This is a genomic window from Pseudovibrio sp. JE062 (assembly GCF_000156235.1).
Taxonomy (GTDB): Bacteria; Pseudomonadota; Alphaproteobacteria; order Rhizobiales; family Stappiaceae; genus Pseudovibrio.
On record NZ_DS996806.1, the window covers coordinates 232,170 to 258,133 of the forward strand.

Consider the following 25,964-nt stretch of genomic DNA (forward strand, 5'->3'; position numbering starts at 1 on the left):
CTGCCGCTCCAGCATCAATCGACGTGTTCGTTGTGGGCGAGGCCTGTGTCTCCCATGAGTAGCTTGATCCATCCCGGCATCCGGCCTGTTCTGCGCAGTGCCCCATCGAGTGAGAACTCTCCGGCACCTGTTGTGGTGAAGCTGAGATAGGATGCAAAGAGGATGAGGGGCAGCTCCCATGATACGGCTGTGGCGAATGAGACGAAGCCGTGCTCCAGCGCTCCGCTGAGTGTTGCGGCAAACAAGATGTAAGCTGCTGCGAAGAAGCAGGAGAGGCGGGTGAGCAGGCCGAGGCCGACACCAATCGCGATTGCCAGTTCGGCCAGACCAGCAGCATCAATGATCATGCCCGGGTCGGGATAGCCAAGCAGAGAGAAGAACTCGACGTGCTCCATATATGGCAAGGAGCCTGCGAACAGCTTGTCGGTGAAATGCGGGACCATCACGAAGCCCACCAGTATGCGGAAGAAGGTGAGCTGCCATTGCCAGAGTGTCAGTCCACGGCCAGCGGTTTCAAATGAGTTGCGCTGGATGGTGCTGAGGAACCAGATGAGGTTGATGAAGAAGGCAAACGCAAGTGGCCAGCTGAGTAGGTAGGCATAATACAAAGATGCGATGCGCCATGCCACGAGCTGACAGAGCAAGAGGCAGAGGAAGCCAATTGTGAAGTTCTTTGGAACCACGATGACGACAAAGAAGAAGGCCAGACCCAGCGAGATCAGCATTGGATGCAATGCGGATTCCGGGAGGGGTGACATGAGCACTTCTAGCGAGATGAGTGCTGTGACGCCGAGCAGAAGGGCGGTGATGAGGGACTGAAGCAGTTGGAAGAAGGACAGGTAATGGAAGGGCCGTGCTGTTTCGGCAAGGTCCTCTTGTTCGCTCATGTCCTCAGTGTTTGCATTGCTCTTATCTGCCATAGCTACCTCGCAGCGAATCCCAAGCGTGGGTCATTTGTGTCAAGGTAACGTGGTGCGCCTAGCAAGAGATATCCTGCTATTCTCGCTAGGCTTATTTGAGAGGTTAAGCGCTCTGCGTGGCTTCTATCTGCTTTGTGTCGTCTAGTCCCAGCGTGCAGCGGATGTTGGCGTGCGGGTTGGCCGGGTCTACATTGTTTGGTTTGCCGAAATAGTAGCCCTGAACGATGTCGCAGCCACCAGCCCGCAGGATCTGGGCCTGCATTTCGTCTTCGACACCTTCTGCGGTGATCAGCACGTCCAGTGAGCGACCAAGACCAATGATGGCAGCCACGATCGCATCGGTATGAGCATCCTTGCCGATGTTCATGATGAAGCTGCGGTCGATCTTGATCTTGTTGAACGGGAAGCGGGAAAGGTAACTCAGAGAGGAATAGCCCGTACCGAAGTCATCCATGGCGATGGAAACGCCCATGTCTCCGATCTTCTTGAGTGACTTCACCACGCTGGTGGTGTCAGCAATCAGGAGGCTTTCAGTGATCTCAATTTCAAGGCGTTCCGGTGCCAAGCCAGATTCCTGAAGAGCTTCTGAGATCTTCTGCTCAATCTGGCCGGTTTTGAACTGGGCTGGTGAGAAGTTGACAGCAACCTTGAGGGTTGGATCAGACCAGCTCGCCGCGTCAGCGCAGGCTTTCTTGAGGACGTACTCACCTAGTGCTTCAATAAGGCCGGTGTCCTCGGCAATCGGGATGAAGACTTCCGGCGAGATGCGGCCCTTTTCCGGGTGCACCCAGCGAAGTAGGGCCTCAAAAGCTTTGAGCTTGTTGTCTGCCAGACCGACCTGTGCCTGATAGACAACTGAGAAACCATCCAGCTTGAGGGCACGGATCATCTCTGCTTCCAGCTCTCGGCGGCGCTCCAGCTCTTCGTCCATGCTGGACTCGTACCATGTGTAGGTGGAGCGGCCACCGTTTTTGGAACGATAGAGGGCAAGGTCGGCACAGTGCAGAAGGCGGGACGAGCGCCAGGCGGCATCTGTTGCCTGCGCAATGCCCATGGACAGTGAGATCTGGATCTCCTTGCTGTCGATAACGCAGTTGGAATTGGTTGTCGCCAGTGCGCGCTGGGCCAGAACGGTGATGTCGTGGCTGGTGTACTCGCCTTCGATCATGACCGCGAACTCATCGCCGGAGAGGCGGGAGACGAGGTGTTCGGAGAAGACAAGGCGGAGGCGGTCCGAAATGATTTGGAGGAACGTATCCCCGGCAGCGTGGCCGTGGTTGTCGTTCACTTCCTTGAACTTATCAACGTCAATGGCGATGACGTAGACATTGGAGGCAGTGATGGATGCCTTGCGGAGGGCCTTGTTCAGCTCGTCAGAGAAAACGGCGCGGTTTGGCAAATGGGTCAGGGGATCGTTGTGGGCAAGGAAGCGGATCGTTTTGGAGGTCTTCCAGCGATCGTGCAGTCCTTTCCACGCGAACATAATGGAGGCGATGGCAACGACAAGAACCAGAAGGAATGCAAAGGCAGACCCAAAAGCAATCGCATCCATAAACACTACGGTGTTGATTGCTGGTTTGGTGGAGAAGATGAAGCCGCCTCGGGCTTTGTTCTCTTCATTTACATAGGGAATGATGACACCAAACTCGGGTATCTGCCATTCAAGCCAGTGGAAGTTGGAGTAGATCTCCAGCTGTCCGGATTTGAGGGCCGAATGCCAGGCATCGTAGGCGGAAGGATCTGAGAGGATTTCGTTGACGCGGTCGGTGGTCATATCCCGTGGATGTACAGCCAGTGGGCGACCGGGAACGTTCACGACCAGAAGCTCAAATTCCTCGAACTCTTCGACCAGTGCCTGTTTGACAGCTCTGGCTTTGGCTGCAGGCAGTTTCCAGCTTGGTGAGACGATCTCTGGTGTAGGATCAGAACTGGAGCCGCGCAGGCCGAAACTTAATGGCGCAGAAGATTTCTGAGCTCCCGTAGTTTCGTGAGCTGGCTCTTCTTCAAGCGGATGGTGAGATACGATGATGTTTCTGGCGGTGTCGAACTGTTTTTGGGCTTCACCCTTGAATAGATAATATAGAGTTGCCTGATCAATGGCATAAAAACTTGTAGCAATGGCGCCAATCACAGCAAACACTATGGTGGCATAAAGTAATTTGCGATGTGGAGGTATCGTTTCCACTTGAAATTCCCCATCCCGAAACGCACGAAATGGTGTGCGCTGGCAGCAGGCAACTGAGAAGTTAGTTGGCGCTGTTACCTGTATGTGTACTTAATTGATAACGAATATAGCTGTAAAACATTACCCATGTGTTTCATGGGGTGATAATTTGAGGTGAAGCTTGGCCGGGCCTTGAACTGAATTCATGCAATGGGCACTTATAGATAGCCTTTGGCAAATAAAACCCAAGGGAAACAAACTATTCGGATTGATAAATAATTTGTTAGGTATAAACCTGATTTGCGGTGACTAATTATTTTGCTGTCTATTCAGGCAAAATTGTCGGGCGAATTGGACAGAGAGCAGGATGCCTATGAATTTTTGGAGCAGCTTTGACAAGATTGTTGGCGCACTGCAAGCCGGTGGCGCTCAGTTGGTTGATCGTCTGCAGCAGCTTGTTCAATCTGTCGGTGAAGCGCGCCGGAATGTTGCTTTTACTGTCGCCATGATCGCCCTGTCTGCCAAGATGGCTAAGGCGGATGGCGTGGTAACGCATGATGAAGTTGTTGCGTTTTACGATCTGTTTGAGATGCCTGCCGGAGAAGAGGGCAACGTTGCACGGCTCTTTCATCTGGCGCAGCAGGACGTTGCGGGCTTTGAAACATACGCTTCCAAGCTCTCCGTTTTGTTTGCTGATGATGAGACGACCCGGACAGATGTGCTCGACGGGCTGTTCTACATTGCCAAGGCTGACGGCATTATTCATGAAAGAGAGATTGCGTATCTGAGCCGGATCGCGGAGATCTTCGGGATCGACCCAGTTGGCTTTTCTCAGATTAAAGCCCGTCATATAAGAGGCGGTGGAGACCCTTATCTGGTTCTTGGCATTGATATGAGTGCCACAGATGATGAAGTGCGCTCCTGTTATCGCCAGCAAGTTCGGGAAACACATCCTGATCGACTGATCGGTCGAGGTGTTCCTGAGGAGTTCGTTAAGATCGCCAGCGACAAACTGGTAGCACTGAATAAAGCGTATGAGCAGATCTGCGCAGAACGAGGAATATGAGCGTTAAAACTGAATGCGCAGTCCCTGCGCGTCTTCGTCCATCTCCCAATCACAATGAGCGTCGCGTTCCAGCTGCTGATATGCTGATCCTGCATTACACGGCTATGGAGAGTGCGGAGAAGGCTATCTCCTGGCTGTGTGATCCACGCTCTGAAGTTTCCTGCCACTATCTCGTGGATGAGATGGGCATGGTGACACAGATGGTGCCGGAAAGCCGCCGGGCCTGGCATGCAGGCATTTCCAGCTGGAAGGGGGAGGATGATCTGAACTCCCGCAGCATCGGCATCGAGATTTCCAATATGGGAGATCTAGAGGAGGGGACGCAGGATTATCCGGATGTACAGATCGAAGCTGTGATCGCGCTGGCCAAGGATATCTGTGAGCGCCACAACATTGCGCCAGAGCGTGTGCTGGGCCATTCAGATGTTGCGCCATCCCGCAAACAGGATCCGGGGCGTCACTTCCCGTGGGCGCGATTGGCTGAGGCTGGGGTAGGGCACTTTATTGAGCCCGTGGACATTGATGCGTCGAGCTTCTTTCAGGAAGGGGATGAGGGGCAGCCGATTGAGGCACTCCAGTCCCTGCTGGGGCTTTACGGATATGATGTGATGGTGAGCGGCGTGTTTGATGAGAAGACACGTTTCGCTGTCGAGGCGTTTCAGCGACACTTCCGGCCTGCAAAGGTTGATGGGATTGCCGATGCGCAGACCATAGCAACGCTTCATAGCCTGCTTAAAAAGCTAAAATCCTTCTGATTGTGATGGATGTCATTGAAATATCAGTGAAATAGGTTTTTGTACGTAATAAGAATGTGTTTTGATTACGTAGGGGAATGACTCTGTTTTGCTGAAAAGTTTCCCAAAGTAAGGCTGGTGCGCCTCGCATCGGCCTTTTTTGTGCCATGAACTAAGGTTTATGCCAGTTTTTAAACATTAAAAATGTAACTTTTCGTGATCGAAGCTGTCTGATTTTCGTCTCATCTTCTGAAGATAAACACTCCTGCTCAAAACATGATTGCCAGGACATGAAGATGAACCTTACAAAAATAAAAAATATCGTAGTAATCCCTGCCCTTGCTGCAAGTGTTATGCTTGGTGGTGTTGTCAATACCAGCGTGTTCTCTGATGAAGCAGAGGCTGCTACTAAGAAAAGCACCTACGTCAAGCTGATTGAACAGAAAGCTAAAAAGCACGGCGTACCACACCACATCGCGAAGGCCGTTGTTGAAGTGGAAAGTAACTTCAACGAAAGAGCTCGCGGCAGAGCCGGTGAAGTTGGTCTTATGCAGATCAAGCCAGCGACTGCGCGCGGTATGGGATACCGTGGTTCAACCAAGGCTCTTTATAAACCAGAAAATAATCTGGAATGGGGCATGCGCTATCTTGCTGGTGCTTATAAGCGCGCCGGTGGTGATCTGTGCGGAACCATTTTGCGATACAATGCTGGTCACTATGCCAAGCGTATGAACCGAATTAGTGCCAAGTACTGTAAGCGCGTTAAGGATATTATTGCTCGCAGCTAAATGCATCTTGCATATTCGGGTCGAGACCTGTAAGTTCCCAATCAAAGTTTCCTAGAATTTTATGAATGTCTGACCGACGGTCAGTCTGTCTGCAAGAAATATCAGGGGTGGGTGGTTGACCGGGCAAAGTCAACCACCCTAACTCTTAAAATTTTAGGCGAATTCCCCGAAAATTAGGCGAACTTCCGAGCGGCATTGGCTGGTGAAGCCGGTAGTTTGACGCCGTCTAGAACCTTTCCGTCATCGATCGGCTTTCCGAGGGATGTGGTCACAGGAATAACGCCTGCCCAGAGAGGAAGGGCGTAATCCTCTGCATCATCCACTGGTCCACCCTGACGGATTTTGGCTGAGGCATGCTCGATCTCAATGGCGATGACGCCGGTTGAGATCTGCTCTTTCTCAGTCATGGGGCGAACCTCATCCCATCTGCCGGGCAGGAGGTGCTCGGTGATGGCTTTCAGGGAGTCCCATGCTTCCTGGTGGTCTGTGACGAGGCGAGCCGTGCCATGAATGATGGCTGTTCGGTAATTGACGGAGTGGTGGAACGCTGAACGGGCCGCGACGATGCCATCCACGTTGGTGAAGGTGAGGCAGACTTTGGAGTCCTTGCTCATCTTCTTCACGATCCGGGCTGCTTTGGCGCCGTGGATGTAAATGGTGCGGTCCATAACTGCGAAGGCCATGGGAATGACCATTGGTCGGTCTTCGTCTAGGAAGCCCACATGGGCAACCAGGGAGCTTTCCAGAATTGGGAGGATTGTGTCCCAATCATAATCAGCGCGCAGGCTTGTTCTGACACGAGCGAACTTAGGTGGCTTAGCCTCACGAGTCTTTGTGGTCGGAGCTGCCTCAAGTGTCATTTCTGCTGTCATCGTCTTAACCGTTTCTGGTCCCCGGTTTTGAGCACAATCGGCAATATGGGACCAGTTGGCCCGGCAAGCTGTTTGAGCTTCAGCTCTCACGGCTTGCCGGGTTTTCTGTTTCAATAGAGCACTTTGCCTCCGCTGCGGGGCGAAGAAGCATTGTGCTTCTACGTATTCTCTGTAAAACTGGTTCCGCTTGTAGATCCGCTTAATCTAATTTTGGGGTGCCAGTTGTTCGAGTATGTTGTGATGATCAATCGCGAGGTCAGTACCCCGCTGTCGAGCCAGATTTATCAGCAGTATCGGGAAGCGATATTGAAGCGGCGCATCCCGGAAGGGGAACGGTTGCCTAGCTCCCGGCAACTGGCTGTCAGTCTCTCTGTTTCGCGGAATACTGTGAACACGGCTTATGATTTGCTGCGTTCTGAAGGATTGGTGGACGTACGCTCAGGTGCAAAGCCGAAGGTGGTTGCTTTGCCTGAGGTGGAAGGAACATCTGCTGAAGGCAGTGTTCGCGAAACTGCACCTCCGTTATCATCACGCGGTCAACGGTTTGCGCGGAACCATCGGTACACGAGCCCAGATGGGCGCGGCTCTTCCATGCAGCCGGGGGAGCCATCACGAGCGCTGTTTCCTAAAGAGCAGTGGGCGAGGAGCTTGCGGCGGGCTGCACGATTGCTCAATGGCATTGCGCTTGGGTACGAGCATACCTCCGGATTGCCGGAGTTGCAGCGAGTTTTGGCACAGTATCTGGCACAGGAGCGTGGCGTCGTCTGTTCGCCAGAGCAGGTACTTGCGTTTCCGACAACGCAGTCTGCGCTCTCCCTTATGTCTCAATGTTTCTCTGAGGAAGGGGATGTCGCACTGCTTGAGGAGCCGGGGTATCTGGGGGCTCGATCTGCTTTTGTTGCTGCGGGTCTGAATGTACGCGCACTCTGTGAGATTGAGCAGATTAAGCGGGCATCGCTGATCTATGTGACCCCGTCTCACCAATATCCGACAGGCAGGCGTATGGAGATGGGGGAACGGCTGACCTTGCTCAAGCAGGCCAATGAGCGCGGGGCTGTTATTCTTGAAGATGATTATGACAGTGAGTTCCTGTTTGAAGGACGGCCTATTGCTGCACTTCAGGGACTGAGTGATCGGCATTCGGTGATCTATATCGGCACCTCAGCCAAGTCGCTCATGCCGGGTATTCGTCTCGCTTACGCTGTGGTTCCCAAAGAGCATGTGGAAGGGTTGGAGTTGGCGCAGCGGGCCTCTGGTGCTTTGACGAATGTTCACGTGCAGATGGCCTTTGCTGATTTCATAGAGAGTGGCCACTTTCGTGCCCATCTGAATAAGATCCGCAGTGCCTATCATGAGAACGGTGTTGCTTTGTGTCAGTTGATTTCTGAGCGATTTGGCAATCAGGTTGGTGTTTCCATGCCCACAGGTGGCTTACAGACTTGCTTTTATCTGCCAGAGACCTGCGATGATGTTGCCGTTGCGGATGTGATGAACCAGAAGGGATTTGGCGTTAATCCGCTCTCCGTTTTCTATCTGGGAGAGCCCAAGCGCGGGCTGATTGTTGGGTTTGCGGAGGCCAACGAGAAACTTCGGGAAGGCTTCGTGCGTACGCTTGAGATGGCGCTGAAGGTGACCGGAGATCGTGTGCAAGCGTAATTCTTTACTTGACCTTTTTCCGAAGGCTCCGTAGTTCAGGTGCACCAGTCGGCCGGACGGTTGCTGCTGCTAGTGCCGAAAGGCCGCAGGGGAGGAAAGTCCGGGCTCCATGGAGACACGGTGCCGGATAACGTCCGGCGAGGGTGACCTTAGGGAAAGTGCCGCAGAAAGCAAACCGCCAGTGCATGCATTGGTAAGGGTGAAAGGGTGGAGTAAGAGCCCACCGCGTTTTTGGCAACAAAAACGGCATGGTAAACCCCACCGGGAGCAAGACCGAATAGGGGCGGCGCGGAAGTTTTCTTCCAGTCATGTTTCCAGACCTGACCGCCCGGGTTGGTCGCTAGAGGTGTTCAGCAATGGGCATCCCAGATGAATTGCCGTCACGTACAGGGGTAACACCCTGTGCCTTACAAAACCCGGCTTACAGGCCGACTGGTATTTTTCTTATTCGCGGAATAGATTGCTCGCATATTCTTAGAGCTGCTTGCTTTTGTGTAAGCTGGTTTCATTCTAATGTTTTAGTTGTTTATCGAGACAATCTGCATGTCACCGCGAAAGCCCTCCAAGCTCGTTTACTTCTGTCATGGTGTTCCAGGCAGTGAGTATGACAGCGCTTTTCTGAAAGATGCCTTGCCTGCGGATGTAGAGCTTGTTGCTCCTAACCTGTTTTTATCAAAGGGTGATCCAACAGAAGCCTGCGTCCGTCAGTTTGATGAAGTGACCGCTGGCAAGGATGTATCTGAGATTCATGTTGTTGGGTTTTCTATTGGGACCATGGCTGCTGCGCATATCGCGAGTGCCCGCGCTGACAGAGTTACCAAGCTTACTCTTGTTTCTTCTGCGGCTCCGCTGAGCCTTGGGGACTTTCTTCCCAAAACCGCAGGAGCGCCTGTGTTCAAGGTGGCAAAGTCATTGCCTCGTTTGTTGAAGATCCTGATTATGGTTCAGAGATTGATCTTCCGTGTGCGGCCAGCTCTTTTGTTGAATGGGCTGTTTGCGAAGTGCGGACCTCAAGAAAAAGAACTTATTGGGAGGCCATCGGTTTCTAGCGTGTTGTGTGCTGGGCTGGCGAATAGCCTCGTTGATCATCCAGAGGGCTATGCTGCTTATCTGAAGTCCTATGTTGCTGATTGGTCTGTTGTTCTCTCTGGTATCTGTTGCCCGGTAGACCTCTGGCATGGGACAGCTGATACATGGTCACCACTCGAGATGGCGCATGCAATCAAGGCTGCCCTACCGACAGGTGCGGATTTGCATGTAGTTGAAGGGGCGGAGCATTACTCCACGCTTCAGGCATACTCAGAGCACCTTTGTCGGAATGTGATTTCTGAGAGTGCGTAAACACAAAAGAAAACACCGCTTTGGTGGGCGGTGCTTTGGAGGTGGTGGCAAACGTTGAGGGCATTGCCACTAATGTTTGACCTGGGAAGTCTTGAGCTTGTCGGGCTTAGATGCGGATGACCAGTTTGCCCTGATTGGTGCCGTCGAAGAGTTTGTTGATGGCTTCGGGGGCTTGCTTCAGGCCCTCTACGATATCAAGGCGATACTTGATCTGGCCTTTCTGAGCGTAGGCGCTCAGCTTCTCAAAGATCTCGCCGAACCGGTGCTGTTGATCAATGATCACCAAGCCTTTCAAGGTGAGGCGTCGTGCAATGGCGCGAACCAGATGTGGGCCTACGGATGGTTCGGTGTCGTTGTAGGTGGAGATCAGGCCGCACAATGTGATTTTGCCGCCAATCTTCATGTTATCGAGCGCTACTTCCAGCACTTTGCCGCCGACGTTTTCGAAGTGGCGATCAATGCCATCCGGTGCGTACTTGGCGACCATCTCTTCGAGATTTTCGGTTTTGTAGTTGATGACAGCGTCGAAGCCGAGCTCATTGAGGAGCCAGTCTTTTTTCTCGTCGGAGCCGGTGACACCGATGACTTTGAGGCCTTCGGCTTTTGCGATCTGGCCAACGAGGGAGCCGACGGAGCCAGCTGCACCAGAGATAAGGACGGTTTCGCCTGCTTTTGGCGTGTCGATCAACTCCATGAAGCCGTGGTAAGCGGTGGCACCTGGTAGACCGAGGAGGCCCATGAAGTGTTCCAGTGGCACGTCTTCTGGAAGAGGGATCAGATCTTCGCCGGTGGTGATGTAGTGCTCACTCCAGCCGAACATGCCGTTCACTCTTGTGCCGACGGTGAAAGCTGGGTTGTTGGAGGCTTCTACGATGCCGATGCCAAAGCTGCGCATGGTTTCGCCGATGCGGACTGGCGGCATGTAGCTGCCTTCGTCATCGTCCAGCCAGCCACGCATGGCAGGATCCAGAGACATATAGACCTGCTTGACCAGAACTTCGCCGTCTTTCAGTTCCGGCAGGTCTTCCTGCACTATCTTGAAATCAGTTGGCTTGATCATGCCGTTTGGGCGGGATGTTAATGTAACTCGTGTGTTTGTCATTTCATTCTCGCGCACAGCGCGTACCTAATTGTTTTATTGGAAGGTTTGATTGAGCCAGAGCCGGGAAAACTGGTCTGGCTCAATCTGTTTGAAGGTGAGGGAAGGATTACGCGGCTACCCGAAGGCCGGAGTATTTTTCCACGTAGTCAGCGTTGCTTTTCAGAAGGCCGCGCAGGCCTTTCTTGAACTGGAACTTCATGAGAGGTGTCAGAATCTTACCGAGGATGCCCATCTTCGGAGTGAAGCTCATGGTCATGGTGACGCGGGTTTTGCTTGGGCCTTCCGGAGTGAATTCAAAGATTGCTTTGCCATCTCTGAATGGCGCATTGGTGTCGTAGATATCGATGGTGATGCGCTGATGCTCTAGGTACTCGGAGATGCGCTCTTTCAGGAAGGTTTTGCCATCGGTGAAGTCGCATTGACGAACAGCGCCAACACCGGTTTTCTGCTTTTTGCCAAGCAAGTAGGAGGCATTTAGGCCCGGGTGAAATTTGTTGATGTTGCCGTAGTCGTCCCAGCTGTCCCAGACAGTGGCGATAGGGGCATTTACGGTTTGGTGGACTGCAATCGAAACCATCTGAACTCTCCTCATGTTGAAAAGGGGGAGGCAGACAATACCGAGGCCAGAAACCACCTCTGTCATTGGGGGACGGGTCTTGTCTGCTCCCTTGAGTTCATAGATAGCGTGATGAAAAATGAACCGGTAGATAGGTAAAGATGGACATGATGGTTCAAAAATGAACCAAGTGATTTCTGCTGGTTTTGTGAGGATAGGCTGATCGCAGGATCAGGCAGATTGCCTTGTGGCTGTAATGACCAGTTCGCGAATGTTCACGTTCTGAGGCTGATTGTAGGCAAACAGCGTTGCGTCCGCCACACTTTGTGGGTCAAGTGCGCCGCCGATCTGCCTTTTTTGCTCTTCGTAATCTTCGCGGATCTTTGCATCGCGAGTGCTGTCCGGCAGGGCGGTTTCGACGAGACCGGGGACGATGGTGATGATGCGAACGTTGTGCCCCGCCACTTCCTGACGCAAGGCTTCACTGAGACCGTGAATGGCGATCTTGGTTGCGCCGTAAGCGGCTCGCATGGGGAAGGCTTTCTTGGCTGTCATAGAGCCGATGTTGATGATGGTGCCAGAACCGCGTTTGTACATTTGCTGCAGCACTGCATGAATTCCATTGAAGACTCCGCGCAGGTTCACATCGATCATCCTGTTCCAGTCTTCTGGTTTCTGGTCTTTGAGTTCGCCCAGAAACATACAGCCTGCGTTGTTGACGATTGCATCTGCCGGGCCAAGGGCCTGCTCAGCGTGGCGGATGGCTTTGGCCATTTGCTCGCGGTTGGTCACATCCACTTTGCGGCAGATTGTGTTGGGAAGGTCCATGGCGACCATAGGCTCTTTACGTCTTGCTAAAAGCAGCAGGGGGTGCCCGTCTTTGCTGAAGGTTCTTGCAATGGCTGCGCCGATGCCAGAGCTGGCACCTGTGATCACAACAAGGGGCTTTGTCATGGGTTTGCTTGGGTTCCGGTCACCGTGAGTGTCATGATCTCTAACCCATTACGCGAAATAGTTTTCTGAAGCCTGTTATGAGCGGCTAAAGTTTGTTTCTATTCGTCGGGTGCCTTTACAGAGTTTGAGCAGGGTGGAGGGGAACTGTTGGAAGATCTGAGTTTTATTCTGATGCCAGAAATGGTGAGTGTTCCAGCTGGTGTTCTTTCTCAAAAGGATGATCGCAAGGGGATGAGATGGACGGTTCAGGTTCAGTCTTTTGAGGTTGCGAAGTATCCTGTCACGCAAGCGCTGTATGGCTCAGTTTTGGGTGAGTGGCCCTCACGTTTCAAAGGAGATGAGCTTCCGGTCGAGTCTGTGAGCTGGTTTGATGCTTTGCGGTTTTGTAATGGGCTTTCGAAACGCTGTGGGCTGGAGCCTTGCTATGCTTTGTATGCGGATGATGTGGTTGAGCAGCATCCGATGAGCGGTGGGTTTCGTTTGTTGACGGATGCGGAGTGGGAGTTTGCCTGCCGTGGCGGTTCTCATGAACCGCGATATGGGCCGCTGGATGAAGTGGCCTGGTATGCTGAGAATTCCGGAGGAGCACCGCAGAAGGTTGGCCAGAAAGCTGCAAATGCTTTCGGGCTTCATGATATGCTCGGCAATGTTTGGGAGTGGTGTTGGGATCAGTATGATCCTGATGTCTATGGCGAGTACCGGATCTTCAAGGGCGGTGGTTGGGCTGATGAGGCGAGGGGATGTCTTGTCACCAATCGGCGGCGAAGCCACCCGACTTTCCGAGTTGATGATCTGGGGTTTCGCATTGCCAGGACAGTGAGGTTGACTGATACAACCTGATCAAGTACTCATGATTTATATATGTATACATTGGAATACAATATGGATTTATGGGTTTGGTTTTCTTTCGTTCTGATTTCTGCTGCGAATATTGTTACGCCGGGGCCAGCGATCCTTAATACTGTGCGGCGGGCAGCGCAGTTGGGAATGGGCAGGGTGTTTCCGACCATTCTGGGTAACACGCTTGGTCTTGCTATTGCTGGTTCCTTCTGTGCAGGTGGTGTTGCTAGCTTTGTGCTTACCTCAGAGATTTTGTGGAGCGTGTTTCGGTGGCTTGGCGTTGGGTATCTGGTCTGGCTTGGGCTCAAGTTTGTCTTCAAGCGTGAGGAGATCGATTTGTCCGGTGATGTGAGAGCCTCTGTCTCGGGCATGACGTTGTTTTGGGAGGCCTTTTTGCTGGCTGTCACCAATCCCAAGGCCATTCTTTTCTTCGTGGCTCTGTTTCCGCAGGTGATGCGTTCTGAGAGTGCGTTGCTGCCGCAAGCTGCTATCTTGGTTGCAACGTTTTGTGGGATTTCGGTTCTCTCCTTATGCAGTTACTCGGCGTTGGCATCCTTGCTGCGAGCACGCTTTATTACACAGGCCCGGTATCGACGGTTTCGTGTGGTCTCTGGCTTTGTCCTGTTTGGGTTTGCCGGGAAAATTGCTGGTGAGGTGCGTTAAAGCGGTTTGCATTTGTCAGGGGAGAGGTGTTCCTGCTTGAAACTTGATGAGGCTTCGCGCAGATAGGAGGTAACTGCAAGGAGATCTTCGATGAGAACAGAATTTGATCAGGAACTGGAAGAGCGTCTCGTTCGTTATGCTGCGATTGATACGCAGAGTGATGAGACCTGCCCAGAGTCCCCAAGCTCTCAGATCCAGCTCGACCTGCAAAAGGTGCTGCGTGCTGAGCTGATGGAGATTGGCGCAAGTGACGTTGAGCTGACTGAGTACGGCGTTGTTCTTGCAACCATTCCTGCGACTATCGAGAGTGATGCGCCTGTGATTGGCCTGCTGGCGCACGTTGATACTGCCCCTGCTTATCATGCGGAAGGCGTGAAGCCGCGTGTTCACCGTGCGTATGATGGGTCTGCGATTTCCTTCCCAGATGCTGCTGAGCTTTCTCTGTCTCCTGAAAACTCACGCTATCTGGGTGAGAAGATTGGTGATGACATCATCACCGCCAGCGGCAGCACTTTGTTGGGTGCGGATGACAAGGCTGGTGTTGCGATCATCATGTGTCTTGCGCGTCATCTGCTGGCAAACCCGCAGATCCCTCATGGCAAGCTGCGCATTGCGTTTACGCCGGATGAAGAAATCGGGCGCGGTGTTCATGACAAGCTTCCGGGTGATCTGGGTGCTGACTTCGCCTACACACTGGATGGCGGCAAAGTCGGTGAACTAAACTACGAGAACTTCTGCGCTGATGGTGCGACCGTGAAGATCACGGGTGTTTCTGTTCATCCGGGTTATGCGAAGGATAAGCTGGTCAACGCGCTGCATTTGGCGGGCAAGATCATCACCATGCTGCCGCATGCCACAATGACACCTGAGACCACGGATGGTCGTGATGGCTTCATCTTTGTTGCTGACATGGTTGGTAACGCAGCTGAAGCAGAATTGCATTTCGTTCTACGTGATTTTGAGCTGGAAGGCCTTGAAGCTAAAGCTGATTTGCTGGAGCAGGTGTGTGCTGCTGTTCAGGCGACTGAGCCGCGTGCGTCCATCACCTGTGAGGTGAAAGAGCAGTACCGCAACATGCATCACTGGCTGCGCGATGATATGACCCCAGTGGATCTGGCAAAGGCGGCTTATGAGGACATGGGCCTGACTGTTTCCTCCAAGCCGATCCGTGGCGGAACAGATGGTTCCGTTCTGACGGCCAAAGGTACATCCTGCCCGAATATCTTTACGGGTATGCAGGAAATCCATGGTCCGCTGGAGTGGATCAGTGTGCAGGATATGGCGATGGCCACACAGGTTTGCCTGAAACTGGTTGAGCGTGCAGTGAAGTAAGTTCGCTCGACCTGAAGAATTAATGGAAGCCGTCGGCTATTTGGTCGGCGGTTTTCTTTTTGTCTGTTGGCGTTTGCCGGTCGTCTTCAGCATGCGTTGAAAGGACGGGCACTCCAAATGGCTTGGGGCGGGGCAGTCGGCCACGTGGTGCAGGACATCGCGCAGGGCGGTGAGTTCCTTGATTTGCTCGTCGATCTGATCAGCACGTTCCCGGATCTGATCTCTCGGGATTTGCAGCTGACCTTGCTCTGAAAACATGCCAGCGATCTCGTTCAGCGAAAAGCCGCCTGCTTTTGCGAGGGTGATCAGGGCCAGCTTGGTCAGGATCTGCGGCTCGTACTGGCGCCTGAGGCCGTGCCGGGTGACAGACTGAATGAGCCCGACTTCCTCATAATACCGCAGGGTGGAAGGCTTTACGCCTGAGCGTTCGGTGATCTCTCCGATATCCAGCAGTTTCATGCTTGACCTCAAGTTGACTTGAAGTCGTATCCTGATCCCAACAGGGCAATTTTGCAAGAGGATAAGCAAATGAAACAAGTGCACGTGGAGCCCACACAACAGGTCTGGAAAGACCCGAGAGCCATTGCTTTGCTGATGGCGGCGACTTTGACGGTGATGGCGAATGCAACCATCAGTCCGGCGCTTGCCGGGCTGGAGGAGATGTTCAAAGATGATCCGAATGTGTTGTGGCTGTCTCGGCTACTGGTTTCGACACCTTCGCTGACCGTTATCATCTGCGCTCCGCTGGCCGGGGTGATTGCGGACCGTTATGGTCGGCGGGCGTTGTTGCTGGTTGGTGTTTTGCTGTTTGCCGTGATGGGGAGCGCTGGGCTGTTTCTGCCGGATTTGACAAGCATGCTGGTGAGCCGCTTGGGGCTTGGCGTGGCTGTTGCCATGGTGATGACGGCGCAAACGGCCTTGATTGGCGACTACTTTGTTGGCGATCAGCGCAGTTCTCTGATGGGATTGCAGACGTCTGCGCGTAACTTTGGCGGCTTTCTGTTTATCTCTATGGCTGGTGTGTTGGCGGTGAGTTCTCCGAGGTTGCCGTTTGCCATTTATGGACTGGCGTTGCTGATGGTGCCGTTTCTGTGGCGTTACATTAGTGAACCGGCAAGGCAGGCGGGTGGAGCGCGGAAAACCACCAATGCAGAAGACGATGGCGCGGTAGCCTGGGTGCTATTGCTGGCAGCACTAGCTCTGTTGCAGATGCTGACGAACATGATCTTCTTTCTGATGCCAACTCAGCTGCCATTCTTTTTGGATGCGCAAGGCTATGACAGCGCGAGTATGACGGGTGCCGCACTGGGCGCGTTGATGTTGTCTGGTGGAACGGCGGCGTTGCTTTACGGGCGGATCAAAGCGCGTGTTGGGTATAGCGGTGCGTTCACGTTGGCCTATGGATTTATGGCGGTGGGCTTGATGTTGCTGACACTGCAAAGAACGTGGAGTGTGTTTCTTGGAACTGCCGCCATGGGTGCAGGTTATGCGCTGGCAATGCCGAACTTTCCGGCTATGGCTTTGCAGGTTGCGCCGAGTTCACGCCGTGGCATGGCGGGTGGTGTTTTGACGTCCTCAGTCTTCCTCGGTCAGTTCCTTTCCGTGTTCGTTAGTATTCCGCTGATTGCAGCTGTTGGGTTTGCCGGAACTTTCCAGATCGTTGCGACTGCGCTGATGTGTATGGCTTTGGTTGGATTGCTGGTCTTTATCTGGCGTTCTTTCCGCAAAGCGACGACTGCGTTTGTAAGGCTGGAAAACTGAACTTGAGAGCTTACGAGAGCGTCAGCTTCACCGAGCAAAACTGTAGATTTTTGTTGATGCTCTTGTTTGCTCTGGAATAGTACGTAGACCGCGCAAATCGAAGCTGTCATGGTGCTCCGATTGCCGCGCTTGGGACGCGGTGAGATGAGCGCTTAGAACAGTTGGTAGGAGCCGAGATAAAGGCAGACTGTTTTAGGTGATGTAATGCCTTTGACATGGTTGCCATGTAAGAGCAGAGGCATAACTGAAAGCGTGCCTTTTAAGGCCTTATCTTGGAATAGCCGCATGAGTGATTTGCCGGTTTTAGGCGCAGCAATGTGCGTCAAACATCTTCCTCAACATCGTGAATGGTTGCTGGAACTTCCCCGAGACCTTGAGCTACAAGATTTCTATAACTGGAAATTGCTGGACAATGGGTGTGATGACCTGATCGCAGAAGCGAAGAAGCTTCTGGATGGTCATGAAGGACGTCTCGGTTTGCATGGTCCGTTCTACAATTTGGATCTGTCTGCAGCTGATCCGCTGTTTCAGCAGGCGGTTCGCAAACGGTTGGATCAGGGCATTGAGCTGTGTGCCAAGATGGGTGCAGACCAGATGGTGTTGCACAGCCCTTATACGATCTGGGATCATAACAACCTGGATATCTACGACAATGGTCGTCAGATGAAGCTGGAGATGATCCATGCCAACCTGAAGGATGTTGTTGCCAAGGCTGAGGACATGGGCTGTGTCATCGTGCTGGAGAACATTGAGGATCTGGATCCATCTTACCGGATGGACATCCTGAAGAGCTTTGACAGCGAGGCTCTGGCGCTTTCCATTGATACCGGGCACGCTCATTACATGCACTCCTGCTATGGTGCGCCGCCGGTTGATTTCTTCATCAAGTCCGCAGGCAACACTCTGCAGCACGTGCATATTCAGGACATTGATGGTTATGCAGATCGTCACTGGAACCCGGGTGAGGGATCTATTCCCTGGGAGCCGCTGTTTGCGGAGCTGGCAAAGCTGACGAGTAACCCACGTCTGATCCTTGAGATTATGGATGAGACCACTTTGCGCAAGGGTGCGGATTATCTGGTTGGGCTGGGTGTCGCCAGATAACAGAAGCGCTTGCTTTTGTGATGAGATTTTGAGGCTGGCTGAGCTGCCAGCCTCTTTGCTTATGAGCGATCCGAAGTAACCAACAAAACCAATTGTGATCGCGGCACATTGCATGCCTTTCCGGCAGAAATTATCGACTCAAGACAATCGTGGGTAGGTATGGGAAATTGTCCCACACTCCGCTAAACGGGCATGGAATTTCATGGTCCAGCATGGGAAAAGTGGCGTTTTGGCAAGGTTGATAGGTTAAATTCACTAGAGCCAATCAGCGAAATTCTTTCTTATGCCTCTGTAAAAACTGTGAGTACTTCTGGTTGTAATCGCATTTTCGATGCGTCTAACTCGCAGAAATCCCTGCGTAAACTCCTATCAATACTTCGTTTACCATAATTGGTGATAACTACCAGATGTTAAGGGGCATTCTTTTCGGTTTGAGCGGGTGGGTTCATTGACGTCCCATGCTATCCCATGGTATCCCATAGGCTCCCGGGGAAATCCGGTTTGTACTTCAGTAATCTTGTTGTTTTTGCCTGATTTTAGCGCTGGCTCTCCAAGGAGTGGAGAGTTGTTTGATGTGCCGCTGACAGATCAAGAAGATCTGGCTCATTAAAGAGGGGACCAATGGCTGGTTTTGTTTCGCACTTCACCAATCGGGTGGATGCAAAGGGTCGTGTATCGATCCCTGCGCCCTTCCGTGCGGCGTTGGCGAAAGACGGCTTTGAAGGTCTTTACTGTTTCCCATCTCCTTTTCAGGAGGCGGTTGATGCAGGTGGCAACGGACTTACCGCTGAAATCCAGAAACGACTAGATGCGTTTTCGACGCTTTCCATGGAGTACGACGCTCTGTCCACGGCGCTGTATGGCGCCAGTGAGACGCTGAAAATTGACCGGGATGGTCGGATTGTTCTGTCTGAGATGATCCGCAACCACACTGGCATTGACGGCGAAGTCACGTTTGTGGGGCAGGGGTTTAAGTTTCAGATTTGGGAACCGACCAGGTTCGCCAAGCACCGCGACGAGGCCATGAAGCGGGCGCTTGCAGTATTGTCTTCCGGCGGTGCGCCGGGGGCAGCAGCCGGAGGGGCACTATGATGACGGGCGGCGACGGAGACAAATCCGGTATCGCTGGCGGACCAGCGCGTCACATTCCAGTCCTTCTGGATCGGGTGCGGGAGGCAATGGCCCCCGCGCCGGGTGATGTGATTGTTGACGGCACATTTGGTGCCGGTGGTTACTCCAGCGCATTTCTTGAGGCTGGAGCCAGTGTGATTGGTATTGACCGGGACCCGGATGCGATCCGGGATGGTCGTGCTTTGGAACAGGCGTCTGATGGGCGCCTGAAGCTGGTTCACGGACAGTTTGTTGATCTTGAAGAGCATGCACGTGCGCTCGGCCATGATGCGGTTGATGGCGTGGTCATGGATCTTGGTGTTTCTTCCATGCAGTTGGATCAGGCAGCGCGTGGCTTCTCGTTCCGCTTTGATGGTCCGCTTGATATGCGCATGGAGCAGGATGGGCCAAGCGCTGCGGATGTGGTCAATACCATGGAACGCAAGGACCTGACACGCATCATCGGATTGCTTGGTGAGGAGAAGCGCGCTTCCAGCGTTTCTCATGCTATTTGTCAGGCGCGTGAAGAAAAGCCTTTTGAGACCACGCTTGAGCTTGCTCGCGTGATTGAAAAGGTGGTGAAGCGTAATCCGAAGAAAGCCAGCATTCATCCGGCGACACGCACATTTCAGGCGCTGCGGATTTATGTGAATGGTGAGCTGCATCAGGCAGCGGGTGCGTTGGCTGCGGCAGAGCGGATTTTGCGCCCGGGTGGTCGTCTGGTTGTTGTGACGTTCCATAGTCTGGAAGACCGCATTGTGAAGCGGTTCCTCGCGGATCGTTGCAAGACCCGCGGTGGTGGTTCTCGCCACATGCCAGAGGTGGATATTCCGCCTCCGACCTTCGAATTTATCGTGAAGGGCAATCAGGATGCCAGCGTTGAGGAGGTTTCTGAAAACCCTCGCGCACGGTCTGCTCGTTTGAGAGCAGGGCGCCGGCTGGATTCGCCTGCACGACCATTAGATATTCATGAGGCTGGCGTTCCGCGTCTTGCTTCATTCCACGGACTAGGGGGCTAGGCTATGCTGCGCTTCGTTAATCTGTTCTTTGTTGTTGCAGTGGTTATTGGTGCTGCGCTCGTTTACGACATCAAGATGTCCAACGAAAACCTTGCTGATCAGGTACGGCAGCTCTCTGCTGAGATCGCCAAGGAGAAGGACGAGATCCGCTATTACAAGGCCCAGTGGAGTGTGCTCAATCAACCGGGGCGCCTGCAGGGTATCGTTGATCGCTACAACGATATTCTCAAGCTTGAGCCTTTGCGTGCAGAGCAGATTACGACACTGAAGGCATTGCCAGTTAAGCCTGTTCTGATGGAGCCAGTTTCTGCTGATGCGATGAGCGGTTACGCCAGTCGCGTTACATCCGTGCAATAAGGGAGGAGCTCGTGGCCAGGAAAGCTGACAGCTCCTTTTTGAGGCGGTCTAACTTCAATCAAAAACATGGCACAACAGCGATGCGGGTTCGTGGCCCGGGTCGCTCTCGTATTGTTTTTGCCATGACATTGTTCGTGCTTGTGTACGGGGCGATTGCCGGTCGTCTGATCCTGCTTGGATTGCAGGATGGAGATCCGGCTCAGCGTTTCCTTGCTGCGCAGAGTACGGTTGCTCAAGCGCGCCCGGATATTGTTGATCGCAATGGTGAAATCCTTGCGACCGATATCAAGAGTGCTGCGCTTTATGCAGAGCCGCGCAAGATTCCGGATACGGATGAGGTTTTTGATGGCCTGATCTCCGTGTTGCCCGAGCTGGACACGCCTGCGATCAAGAAGCGTCTGGAAAGTAATGCGCTGTTTACGTGGCTGAAGCGTGAGATCACGGTTGAGCAGCGTCAGGCTATTCATGCGTTGGGTCTGCCGGGTGTTGGCTTCCGTGAGAGCAATAAGCGGTTTTATCCGGGTGGTCAGACTGTCAGCCACATTCTTGGTACGGTGAATGTCGACAACCAGGGCCTTTCCGGCATGGAGAAGTATGTCGATCAGGCGTGGCTGAAGGATCTGCAGGATCTTGGCTTTACGCAGGATCGCAACATGGAGCCTGTGAAGCTCTCCGTTGATCTGCGTGTGCAGCATGCGGTGCGTGATGAGCTGCGCCGCTCCATGGAGTACTACAAGGCCAAAGCGGCGATGGGTGTGGTGCTGAAGGCAGACACTGGCGAAGTGATTGCCATGACGTCTTTGCCAGACTTTGACCCGAACAACCGTCAGCAGGCGCTTGAGAAAGCGCGCATGAACCGCGTCACCGGTGGTGTCTTCGAGCTGGGCTCAATCTTCAAAGGCCTTACCATCGCGATGGCGCTGGACAGTGGCAAGGTGAAGCTGGAAGACGGGTTTGATGCGACCAAGCCGATCCGTGTTGCTGGTCAGAAGATTGATGATTTCCACGGTAAGCGCCGTGTGTTGTCTGTTCCTGAAGTTTTCATTTACTCGTCCAACATCGGCACCATCAAGGTTATGCAGCGTGCTGGTATTGAGGCGCAGAAAGAGTTCCTGTCAAAAGTTGGCCTGACCGAAAAGATGAACACCGAGATGCCTGGCGTTGCGCGGCCTTTGCTTCCTCCTAAGTGGAATGAGCTTGCTGCAATGACCATCTCGTTTGGTCATGGTGTGGGTGTAACGCCGCTGCAGATGGCTGTGGCTGGTGCAACGCTGGTCAATGGCGGCAAGTATCTTGAGCCAACCTTCCTGCCTCGCAGTGAGGAAGAGGCGGACAAACTTGCCAAGCAGGTTCTTAAACCAGAAACCAGTGAGATCCTACGGTATCTCAACCGCGAAAACGTTCTGCGCGGATCCGGTCGGCGGGCTGCTGTGCCGGGTTATGACGTTGGCGGTAAAACTGGAACAGCGCAGAAGGTTGTGAATGGCCGTTACGCGGAAGGTGTTTATCTGAACTCCTTCATGTCGGCGTTCCCGATGTCCAATCCTGAGTATCTCGTTTTGATTGTGTTGGATGAGCCGCAAAAAGTGGAGGGGCAACGTTATTCCACCGCAGGGTGGAATGCTGTGCCAACCACTGCATCTGTTATCCGCAGAATTGCACCAATGCTCGGCGTGGTGCCTGATTTCGCAGATGACGCAGAGACAATTCCGGTTTCCTATCAGAACCGGAACTAAACAGGAGAGGTGAATGGGGCAATACATGGAGATTTTGGGGAAATATGAAGACAATTATTCTCCGAAACTGCTTTGCCACATTCATGTCTCATAGGCCGGACATATCGACGCTATGTTGCTTAAAGACCTTACAAAACAAGAGATAGACTCCGCCGCAGGCGATGGGCCGGACGGCGCTGGTGCTCTCACTATTTCGGGGCTTACTGCTGATAGTCGGGCAGTGGAGCCCGGTTTTGTTTTTGCTGCCCTGAAGGGCGCGAAAGTTGATGGTGCACAGTTTATCGAGCAGGCCGTGGACGCTGGCGCTGCTGCTATTTTGATTGATGCAGACCGTATTGATGATGACATCCGCAAGAAGGCCAAACAGGTCCCTCTGATCGCTGCAAATGATGCGCGCCGGGAACTTGCTTTGATGGCTGCGGCTTTTGCTGGCAGACAGCCTGAAAAGATGGTTGCAGTCACGGGGACAGCAGGCAAAACGTCCGTTGCTGTTTTCGTTCGTCAGATCTTTGAATATGCCGGGCTTGTTTCAGCCAGCCTTGGTACCATCGGTACTGTGACCTCAACCGGTCAAAGTTATGGTGGTTTGACCACGCCTGATCCTGTGTCCTTGCATGAGGATCTGAAGCGTCTGGCAGAAGATGGCATTACCCACGCAGCGATGGAAGCTTCCAGCCACGGGCTGGATCAGCACCGCCTAGATGGTGTGCGCATTGTTGCTGCTGGCTTTACCAATCTTGGCCGGGATCACATGGACTACCACCCAACGGTGGAGGATTACTTGCAGGCAAAGCTGCGCCTGTTCCGTGATCTGCTGCCGGATGACGGTGTTGTGGTTATCGATCCGGAAGCACAATTTGCAGACCGCGTGTTGGAAGTTGCCAAAGAGCGCGGCCTGAAGACCTTTACCACCGGTTTCTTCGGTGAAGACCTGAAGGTGCGGAGCGTTCAGCCGGAAGGGTTTAGTCAGGTTCTCGAGCTTGAGACCGCTGAAGGCGTGTTCTCTGTTGCTCTGCCGCTTGCTGGTGATTTCCAAGTTAGTAATGCTTTGATTGCGGCAGGTTTGGCGATTGCTGCTGGTGTTCCGTTGCAAACTGCTTTGGAAGCGCTGACAGTTTTACGTGGTGCTCCGGGTCGTATTGAACATGTTGGTACCCGTGAGAACGGGGCGCTGGTGTTCGTTGATTACGCTCATAAGCCAGAAGCGCTGGAAAATGTGCTTGCGGCGCTACGTCCGTTTGCTCCGGGTCGCCTGATCAGCGTGTTCGGGTGCGGTGGTGACCGTGATGCTGGCAAGCGTCCACTGATGGGTGAGATTTCGGCGCGGCTTGCTGATGTTTCCATCGTGACGGACGATAATCCGCGTACCGAAAATCCAGACAGTATTCGCGAAGAGATTGTTGCTGCTTGTCCTGCTGCGCTTGAGATTGGTGATCGTGCGCTTGCCATCCGCCAGGCTGTGAAGATGCTGCAGGAAGGGGATGTGCTTTGTGTGGCCGGTAAAGGTCATGAAACAGGGCAGATTGTTGGAACTGAGGTTCTGCCTTTCTCTGATCACGAAGAAATCCAGAAAGCGCTCGCTGAAGCCTCTGAAGAAAATGGCGTTGCTCCTGTTGCTGAGAGTGGTTCGCCTGAGCTCTCCCTTGAGCTGGATGAGCTGGACCTTCTTGCCGATGAGGGTGATGAGTTAGCCGCTGCTGAAGCGCTTGATGATGACGACCTGCTGGCAGCTGTTCAGGCTGGTGTGGACGAGCTGGAAGCGGCTCTACCAGAAAATCCTGATGATGCACGTGATCAGGAAGAGGAAGACTGGCTGGCGCTGGAAGAAGAAGTTCTTGGTGCTGACGATCTGGCTGATGCGGAGCTGGCTGATGTTGAAAGCCATGACCCTGACTTTGGCAAGGATGGTTTCCCGAATGTTGCGGAAGATACACCTGATGCGCTTGAAGACGAGCTGCTGGGTGATCTAGCGGCTATCGAAGCCGAAGCCGAAGCCGAAGCCGAAGCCGAAGCCGAAGCCGAAGCCGAAGCCGAAGCCGAAGCCGAAGCCGAAGCCGAAGCCGAAGCCGAAGCCGAAGCCGAAGTTCCAGTTGAAGAGAATGCTGAGCCCGAGGTGCCGGCTGCATCTGATCAAGATGATGAGAGCACATCGGATACGGATGCATTTCTTGCGGATGGAGGTATCGAAGAGGTTGCTCCAGAGGTTGCCGAGGATGTATCGCAGTCCACTCAACCGGATGAGCAGGACGGTGCAGACGCTCTTGGTGGACTAGGTGCTTCTGAGGAACCTGCTGCTACGCCGGAAATCGCGGATTCTGAGGCTAAAAACAGCGAAAAACCACGCCTCAAGTCAGCGATAGACAAGCCTGAGTGGACTATCGTCCCCCACATCAACCTATTGGACCCGGAAATTAAGTCGGAATATGAGCGGCAAATGATTGAACTGCCTGAAATAGATCATGGGCCGCTGTGGCTGCTCAGCGATTTTCTGGAGGCGGTAGATGGGGATGTTCACGGTGATCTGGCGGATGACATAACCGGAATTTCCATTGATAGCCGAACGATCCAACCCGGAGAGGCCTTCTTCGCTATCAAGGGTGAAAACTTTGACGGTCACGCGTTTGCGGGAACGGCTGTCGAAGCTGGTGCTTCTGTGGCCGTTGTGTCGCGTGAAAAGCTTGGTGAGCTGCCGGAAGGTGGGCGCTATGTGGCCGTTGATGATGTGCTGAAAGCGTTGGAGCGCCTTGGTGTGGCTGCTCGCGCCCGTTCAAAAGCACGGATCATTGCGGTGACTGGCTCTGTCGGTAAAACAGGCACCAAAGAGGCTTTGCGTCTTTGCTTGTCCAAATCCGGCATTACTCATGCGCCTGTGGCGAGCTTTAACAACCATTGGGGTGTGCCGCTGACACTGGCGCGCATGCACGCAGATACCGAGTTTGGTATCTTCGAGATTGGCATGAACCACCGCGGTGAGATCACACCACTGGTGAAGATGGTTCGCCCGCATGTTGCGATTGTGACCACCGTTGAGCCTGTGCATCTGGAAGCGTTTAACTCCGTTGAAGATATCGCCCGTGCGAAGGCTGAGATCTTTACCGGTATTGAACCGGGTGGTGTGGCGATCCTGAACCGGGACAATCGCCAGTATGACCTGCTCCGTTATCTGGCTGCTGTGGCTGGTGTGAAGAACATCGTCAGCTTTGGTATGCAGCCGGGGGCACAGTCCATCGCCAAGAAGGTTGCGGTCAATCCTGATTGCTCCTGTCTCAATGCCAATATACTTGGGCAGGAAATTTCCTACAAAATCGGCGCTCCGGGCGCACACCATGTGATCAACTCACTGGGCGTGCTGACTGGTGTGATGGAGCTGGGTGCGAACCTTGCATTTGCGGGTCTGGCTCTGGCTGAAATGTCCGCGCCGAAAGGGCGTGGTGCGCAGACTGTTCTGGATGTGAATGGTGGGACCGCGCTGCTGGTGGATGAGAGCTATAACGCCAATCCGGCCAGCATGCGGGCAGCCATCAATCTGGTGGCTGGATTGCCAGTTGAGAAGAATGGCCGTCGTATCGCCGTATTGGGGGATATGCTCGAATTAGGTGCAGATTCTGACAAGCTGCACGCAGACCTTGCGCGTGAACTGGAGCGCGCAAAGATCGACATCGTTTATTGTGTGGGTACTCACATGAAGGTGCTCTGGGAACGGTTGCCTGCACAGACCAGAGGCGCCTATTCAGAGACCTCCGACAAACTGGAAAAAGACCTGCTGTCGGAAGTGCGTCCCAACGACATCGTGATGGTAAAGGGCTCCCTTGGAACCCGTATGGGTCCACTCGTGGATGCTTTGAAGAAACGTTTTCCTGAACCGGCTGCAACCGGTAAGTCCTGAGGT

At 53.4% G+C, this 25,964-nt stretch carries 22 protein-coding genes and 1 other RNA gene; 16 read left to right on the forward strand and 7 right to left on the reverse strand.

Annotation, left to right across the window (positions count from 1 at the left end; all coding sequences use genetic code 11):
• Positions 1-14 precede the first annotated feature (14 nt).
• Both PJE062_RS05450 and PJE062_RS05455 read right to left on the reverse strand, forming a co-directional pair.
• The gene (locus PJE062_RS05450) at positions 15-920 is read right to left on the reverse strand and encodes a DoxX family protein (protein WP_008547947.1); all 906 of its coding nucleotides are present in this window, start codon (positions 918-920) and stop codon (positions 15-17) included.
• Between the two features lie 103 nt (positions 921-1,023).
• On the reverse strand, positions 1,024-3,105 hold the full coding sequence (locus tag PJE062_RS05455; protein WP_208982175.1) for a bifunctional diguanylate cyclase/phosphodiesterase: 2,082 nt from the start codon (positions 3,103-3,105) through the stop codon (positions 1,024-1,026).
• Between the two features lie 352 nt (positions 3,106-3,457).
• Between PJE062_RS05455 and PJE062_RS05460 the strand changes: the two genes are divergently transcribed.
• The 3 genes from PJE062_RS05460 to PJE062_RS05470 all read left to right on the forward strand — a co-directional run bounded on the left by PJE062_RS05460 (position 3,458) and on the right by PJE062_RS05470 (position 5,672).
• On the forward strand, positions 3,458-4,150 hold the full coding sequence (locus PJE062_RS05460) for a DnaJ family molecular chaperone (RefSeq protein ID WP_008548090.1): 693 nt from the start codon (positions 3,458-3,460) through the stop codon (positions 4,148-4,150).
• On the forward strand, positions 4,147-4,905 hold the full coding sequence (locus PJE062_RS05465) for an N-acetylmuramoyl-L-alanine amidase (protein WP_008548097.1): 759 nt from the start codon (positions 4,147-4,149) through the stop codon (positions 4,903-4,905). Before PJE062_RS05460 ends, PJE062_RS05465 begins: the two co-directional genes overlap by 4 nt.
• A 269-nt stretch (positions 4,906-5,174) precedes the next feature.
• A complete protein-coding gene (locus tag PJE062_RS05470; protein ID WP_008547682.1) occupies positions 5,175-5,672 on the forward strand; it encodes a lytic transglycosylase domain-containing protein in 498 nt (165 codons plus the stop codon).
• A gap of 173 nt (positions 5,673-5,845) precedes the next feature.
• Here PJE062_RS05470 and PJE062_RS05475 read toward each other — a convergent pair whose 3' ends face one another.
• A complete protein-coding gene (locus PJE062_RS05475) occupies positions 5,846-6,532 on the reverse strand; it encodes a pyridoxamine 5'-phosphate oxidase family protein (RefSeq protein ID WP_208982176.1) in 687 nt (228 codons plus the stop codon).
• A 234-nt stretch (positions 6,533-6,766) separates the two neighbouring features.
• Here PJE062_RS05475 and PJE062_RS05480 point away from each other — a divergent pair, with 234 nt between their 5' ends.
• From PJE062_RS05480 to PJE062_RS05485, 3 genes are all read left to right on the forward strand, one after another.
• Positions 6,767-8,200, forward strand: coding sequence for a PLP-dependent aminotransferase family protein (locus PJE062_RS05480; protein WP_208982177.1), 1,434 nt, complete (start codon positions 6,767-6,769; stop codon positions 8,198-8,200).
• 44 nt (positions 8,201-8,244) lie between these two features.
• Positions 8,245-8,640: RNase P RNA component class A (gene rnpB, locus PJE062_RS25760), an RNA gene on the forward strand.
• Between the two features lie 103 nt (positions 8,641-8,743).
• Positions 8,744-9,541, forward strand: coding sequence for an alpha/beta fold hydrolase (locus PJE062_RS05485; RefSeq protein ID WP_037036143.1), 798 nt, complete (start codon positions 8,744-8,746; stop codon positions 9,539-9,541).
• Between the two features lie 106 nt (positions 9,542-9,647).
• On the opposite strand, the gene PJE062_RS05490 is transcribed toward PJE062_RS05485, so the two are convergent.
• The 3 genes from PJE062_RS05490 to PJE062_RS05500 all read right to left on the reverse strand — a co-directional run bounded on the left by PJE062_RS05490 (position 9,648) and on the right by PJE062_RS05500 (position 12,153).
• A complete protein-coding gene (locus tag PJE062_RS05490) occupies positions 9,648-10,643 on the reverse strand; it encodes an NADP-dependent oxidoreductase (protein ID WP_083793218.1) in 996 nt (331 codons plus the stop codon).
• 106 nt (positions 10,644-10,749) lie between these two features.
• Positions 10,750-11,220 (reverse strand): SRPBCC family protein, encoded by a 471-nt coding sequence (locus PJE062_RS05495; protein WP_008548053.1) that lies wholly within the window; start codon positions 11,218-11,220, stop codon positions 10,750-10,752.
• Positions 11,221-11,430: 210 nt separating this feature from the next.
• Entirely contained in the window at positions 11,431-12,153 is a 723-nt protein-coding gene (locus PJE062_RS05500) for an SDR family oxidoreductase (protein ID WP_037036146.1), read from the reverse strand.
• Positions 12,154-12,300: 147 nt separating this feature from the next.
• On the opposite strand from PJE062_RS05500, the gene PJE062_RS05505 reads away from it, so the two are divergent.
• From PJE062_RS05505 to pepT, 3 genes are all read left to right on the forward strand, one after another.
• Positions 12,301-12,993, forward strand: a complete 693-nt coding sequence (locus PJE062_RS05505; protein ID WP_008547523.1) for an SUMF1/EgtB/PvdO family nonheme iron enzyme — start codon at positions 12,301-12,303, stop codon at positions 12,991-12,993.
• A 42-nt stretch (positions 12,994-13,035) separates the two neighbouring features.
• Complete coding sequence (locus tag PJE062_RS05510) at positions 13,036-13,656, forward strand: LysE family translocator (RefSeq protein ID WP_208982178.1); 621 nt, start codon at positions 13,036-13,038, stop codon at positions 13,654-13,656.
• A 90-nt stretch (positions 13,657-13,746) separates the two neighbouring features.
• Positions 13,747-14,988, forward strand: coding sequence for a peptidase T (pepT, locus tag PJE062_RS05515; protein WP_008548028.1), 1,242 nt, complete (start codon positions 13,747-13,749; stop codon positions 14,986-14,988).
• Positions 14,989-15,024: 36 nt separating this feature from the next.
• On the opposite strand, the gene PJE062_RS05520 is transcribed toward pepT, so the two are convergent.
• The gene (locus PJE062_RS05520) at positions 15,025-15,447 is read right to left on the reverse strand and encodes a helix-turn-helix domain-containing protein (protein WP_008548141.1); all 423 of its coding nucleotides are present in this window, start codon (positions 15,445-15,447) and stop codon (positions 15,025-15,027) included.
• 69 nt (positions 15,448-15,516) lie between these two features.
• On the opposite strand from PJE062_RS05520, the gene PJE062_RS05525 reads away from it, so the two are divergent.
• The 7 genes from PJE062_RS05525 (at position 15,517) to PJE062_RS27050 (ending at position 25,961) form a co-directional block, all read left to right on the forward strand.
• Positions 15,517-16,749, forward strand: a complete 1,233-nt coding sequence (locus tag PJE062_RS05525) for an MFS transporter (protein WP_008548089.1) — start codon at positions 15,517-15,519, stop codon at positions 16,747-16,749.
• Positions 16,750-17,034: 285 nt separating this feature from the next.
• The gene (locus PJE062_RS05530; RefSeq protein ID WP_037036149.1) at positions 17,035-17,853 is read left to right on the forward strand and encodes a sugar phosphate isomerase/epimerase; all 819 of its coding nucleotides are present in this window, start codon (positions 17,035-17,037) and stop codon (positions 17,851-17,853) included.
• A gap of 621 nt (positions 17,854-18,474) precedes the next feature.
• Entirely contained in the window at positions 18,475-18,945 is a 471-nt protein-coding gene (locus PJE062_RS05535; RefSeq protein WP_008547354.1) for a division/cell wall cluster transcriptional repressor MraZ, read from the forward strand.
• The gene (gene rsmH, locus PJE062_RS05540) at positions 18,945-19,982 is read left to right on the forward strand and encodes a 16S rRNA (cytosine(1402)-N(4))-methyltransferase RsmH (protein ID WP_208982202.1); all 1,038 of its coding nucleotides are present in this window, start codon (positions 18,945-18,947) and stop codon (positions 19,980-19,982) included. The genes PJE062_RS05535 and rsmH overlap by 1 nt, the downstream gene beginning before the upstream one ends.
• 3 nt (positions 19,983-19,985) lie before the next feature.
• On the forward strand, positions 19,986-20,339 hold the full coding sequence (locus PJE062_RS05545; protein ID WP_008547620.1) for a hypothetical protein: 354 nt from the start codon (positions 19,986-19,988) through the stop codon (positions 20,337-20,339).
• 11 nt (positions 20,340-20,350) lie between these two features.
• Entirely contained in the window at positions 20,351-22,075 is a 1,725-nt protein-coding gene (locus PJE062_RS05550) for a penicillin-binding protein 2 (protein WP_008547988.1), read from the forward strand.
• A gap of 112 nt (positions 22,076-22,187) precedes the next feature.
• Complete coding sequence (locus PJE062_RS27050; RefSeq protein ID WP_008547707.1) at positions 22,188-25,961, forward strand: UDP-N-acetylmuramoylalanyl-D-glutamyl-2,6-diaminopimelate--D-alanyl-D-alanine ligase; 3,774 nt, start codon at positions 22,188-22,190, stop codon at positions 25,959-25,961.
• Positions 25,962-25,964 lie beyond the last annotated feature (3 nt).

What these genes read in the sequence shown, in the direction of transcription:
- PJE062_RS05545 (WP_008547620.1), top strand. Translation starts at nt 19,986, where the DNA reads ATGCTGCGCTTCGTTAATCTGTTCTTTGTTGTTGCAGTGGTTATTGGT.
- PJE062_RS05495 (WP_008548053.1), bottom strand. Translation starts at nt 11,220, where the DNA reads ATGGTTTCGATTGCAGTCCACCAAACCGTAAATGCCCCTATCGCCACT.
- PJE062_RS05485 (WP_037036143.1), top strand. Translation starts at nt 8,744, where the DNA reads ATGTCACCGCGAAAGCCCTCCAAGCTCGTTTACTTCTGTCATGGTGTT.
- PJE062_RS05475 (WP_208982176.1), bottom strand. Translation starts at nt 6,532, where the DNA reads ATGACACTTGAGGCAGCTCCGACCACAAAGACTCGTGAGGCTAAGCCA.
- PJE062_RS05510 (WP_208982178.1), top strand. Translation starts at nt 13,036, where the DNA reads ATGGATTTATGGGTTTGGTTTTCTTTCGTTCTGATTTCTGCTGCGAAT.
- PJE062_RS05535 (WP_008547354.1), top strand. Translation starts at nt 18,475, where the DNA reads ATGGCTGGTTTTGTTTCGCACTTCACCAATCGGGTGGATGCAAAGGGT.
- PJE062_RS05530 (WP_037036149.1), top strand. Translation starts at nt 17,035, where the DNA reads ATGAGTGATTTGCCGGTTTTAGGCGCAGCAATGTGCGTCAAACATCTT.
- PJE062_RS05460 (WP_008548090.1), top strand. Translation starts at nt 3,458, where the DNA reads ATGAATTTTTGGAGCAGCTTTGACAAGATTGTTGGCGCACTGCAAGCC.
- pepT (WP_008548028.1), top strand. Translation starts at nt 13,747, where the DNA reads ATGAGAACAGAATTTGATCAGGAACTGGAAGAGCGTCTCGTTCGTTAT.
- PJE062_RS05500 (WP_037036146.1), bottom strand. Translation starts at nt 12,153, where the DNA reads ATGACAAAGCCCCTTGTTGTGATCACAGGTGCCAGCTCTGGCATCGGC.
- rsmH (WP_208982202.1), top strand. Translation starts at nt 18,945, where the DNA reads ATGACGGGCGGCGACGGAGACAAATCCGGTATCGCTGGCGGACCAGCG.
- PJE062_RS05520 (WP_008548141.1), bottom strand. Translation starts at nt 15,447, where the DNA reads ATGAAACTGCTGGATATCGGAGAGATCACCGAACGCTCAGGCGTAAAG.
- PJE062_RS05465 (WP_008548097.1), top strand. Translation starts at nt 4,147, where the DNA reads ATGAGCGTTAAAACTGAATGCGCAGTCCCTGCGCGTCTTCGTCCATCT.
- PJE062_RS05490 (WP_083793218.1), bottom strand. Translation starts at nt 10,643, where the DNA reads ATGACAAACACACGAGTTACATTAACATCCCGCCCAAACGGCATGATC.
- PJE062_RS05525 (WP_008548089.1), top strand. Translation starts at nt 15,517, where the DNA reads ATGAAACAAGTGCACGTGGAGCCCACACAACAGGTCTGGAAAGACCCG.
- PJE062_RS27050 (WP_008547707.1), top strand. Translation starts at nt 22,188, where the DNA reads ATGTTGCTTAAAGACCTTACAAAACAAGAGATAGACTCCGCCGCAGGC.
- PJE062_RS05450 (WP_008547947.1), bottom strand. Translation starts at nt 920, where the DNA reads ATGGCAGATAAGAGCAATGCAAACACTGAGGACATGAGCGAACAAGAG.
- PJE062_RS05470 (WP_008547682.1), top strand. Translation starts at nt 5,175, where the DNA reads ATGAAGATGAACCTTACAAAAATAAAAAATATCGTAGTAATCCCTGCC.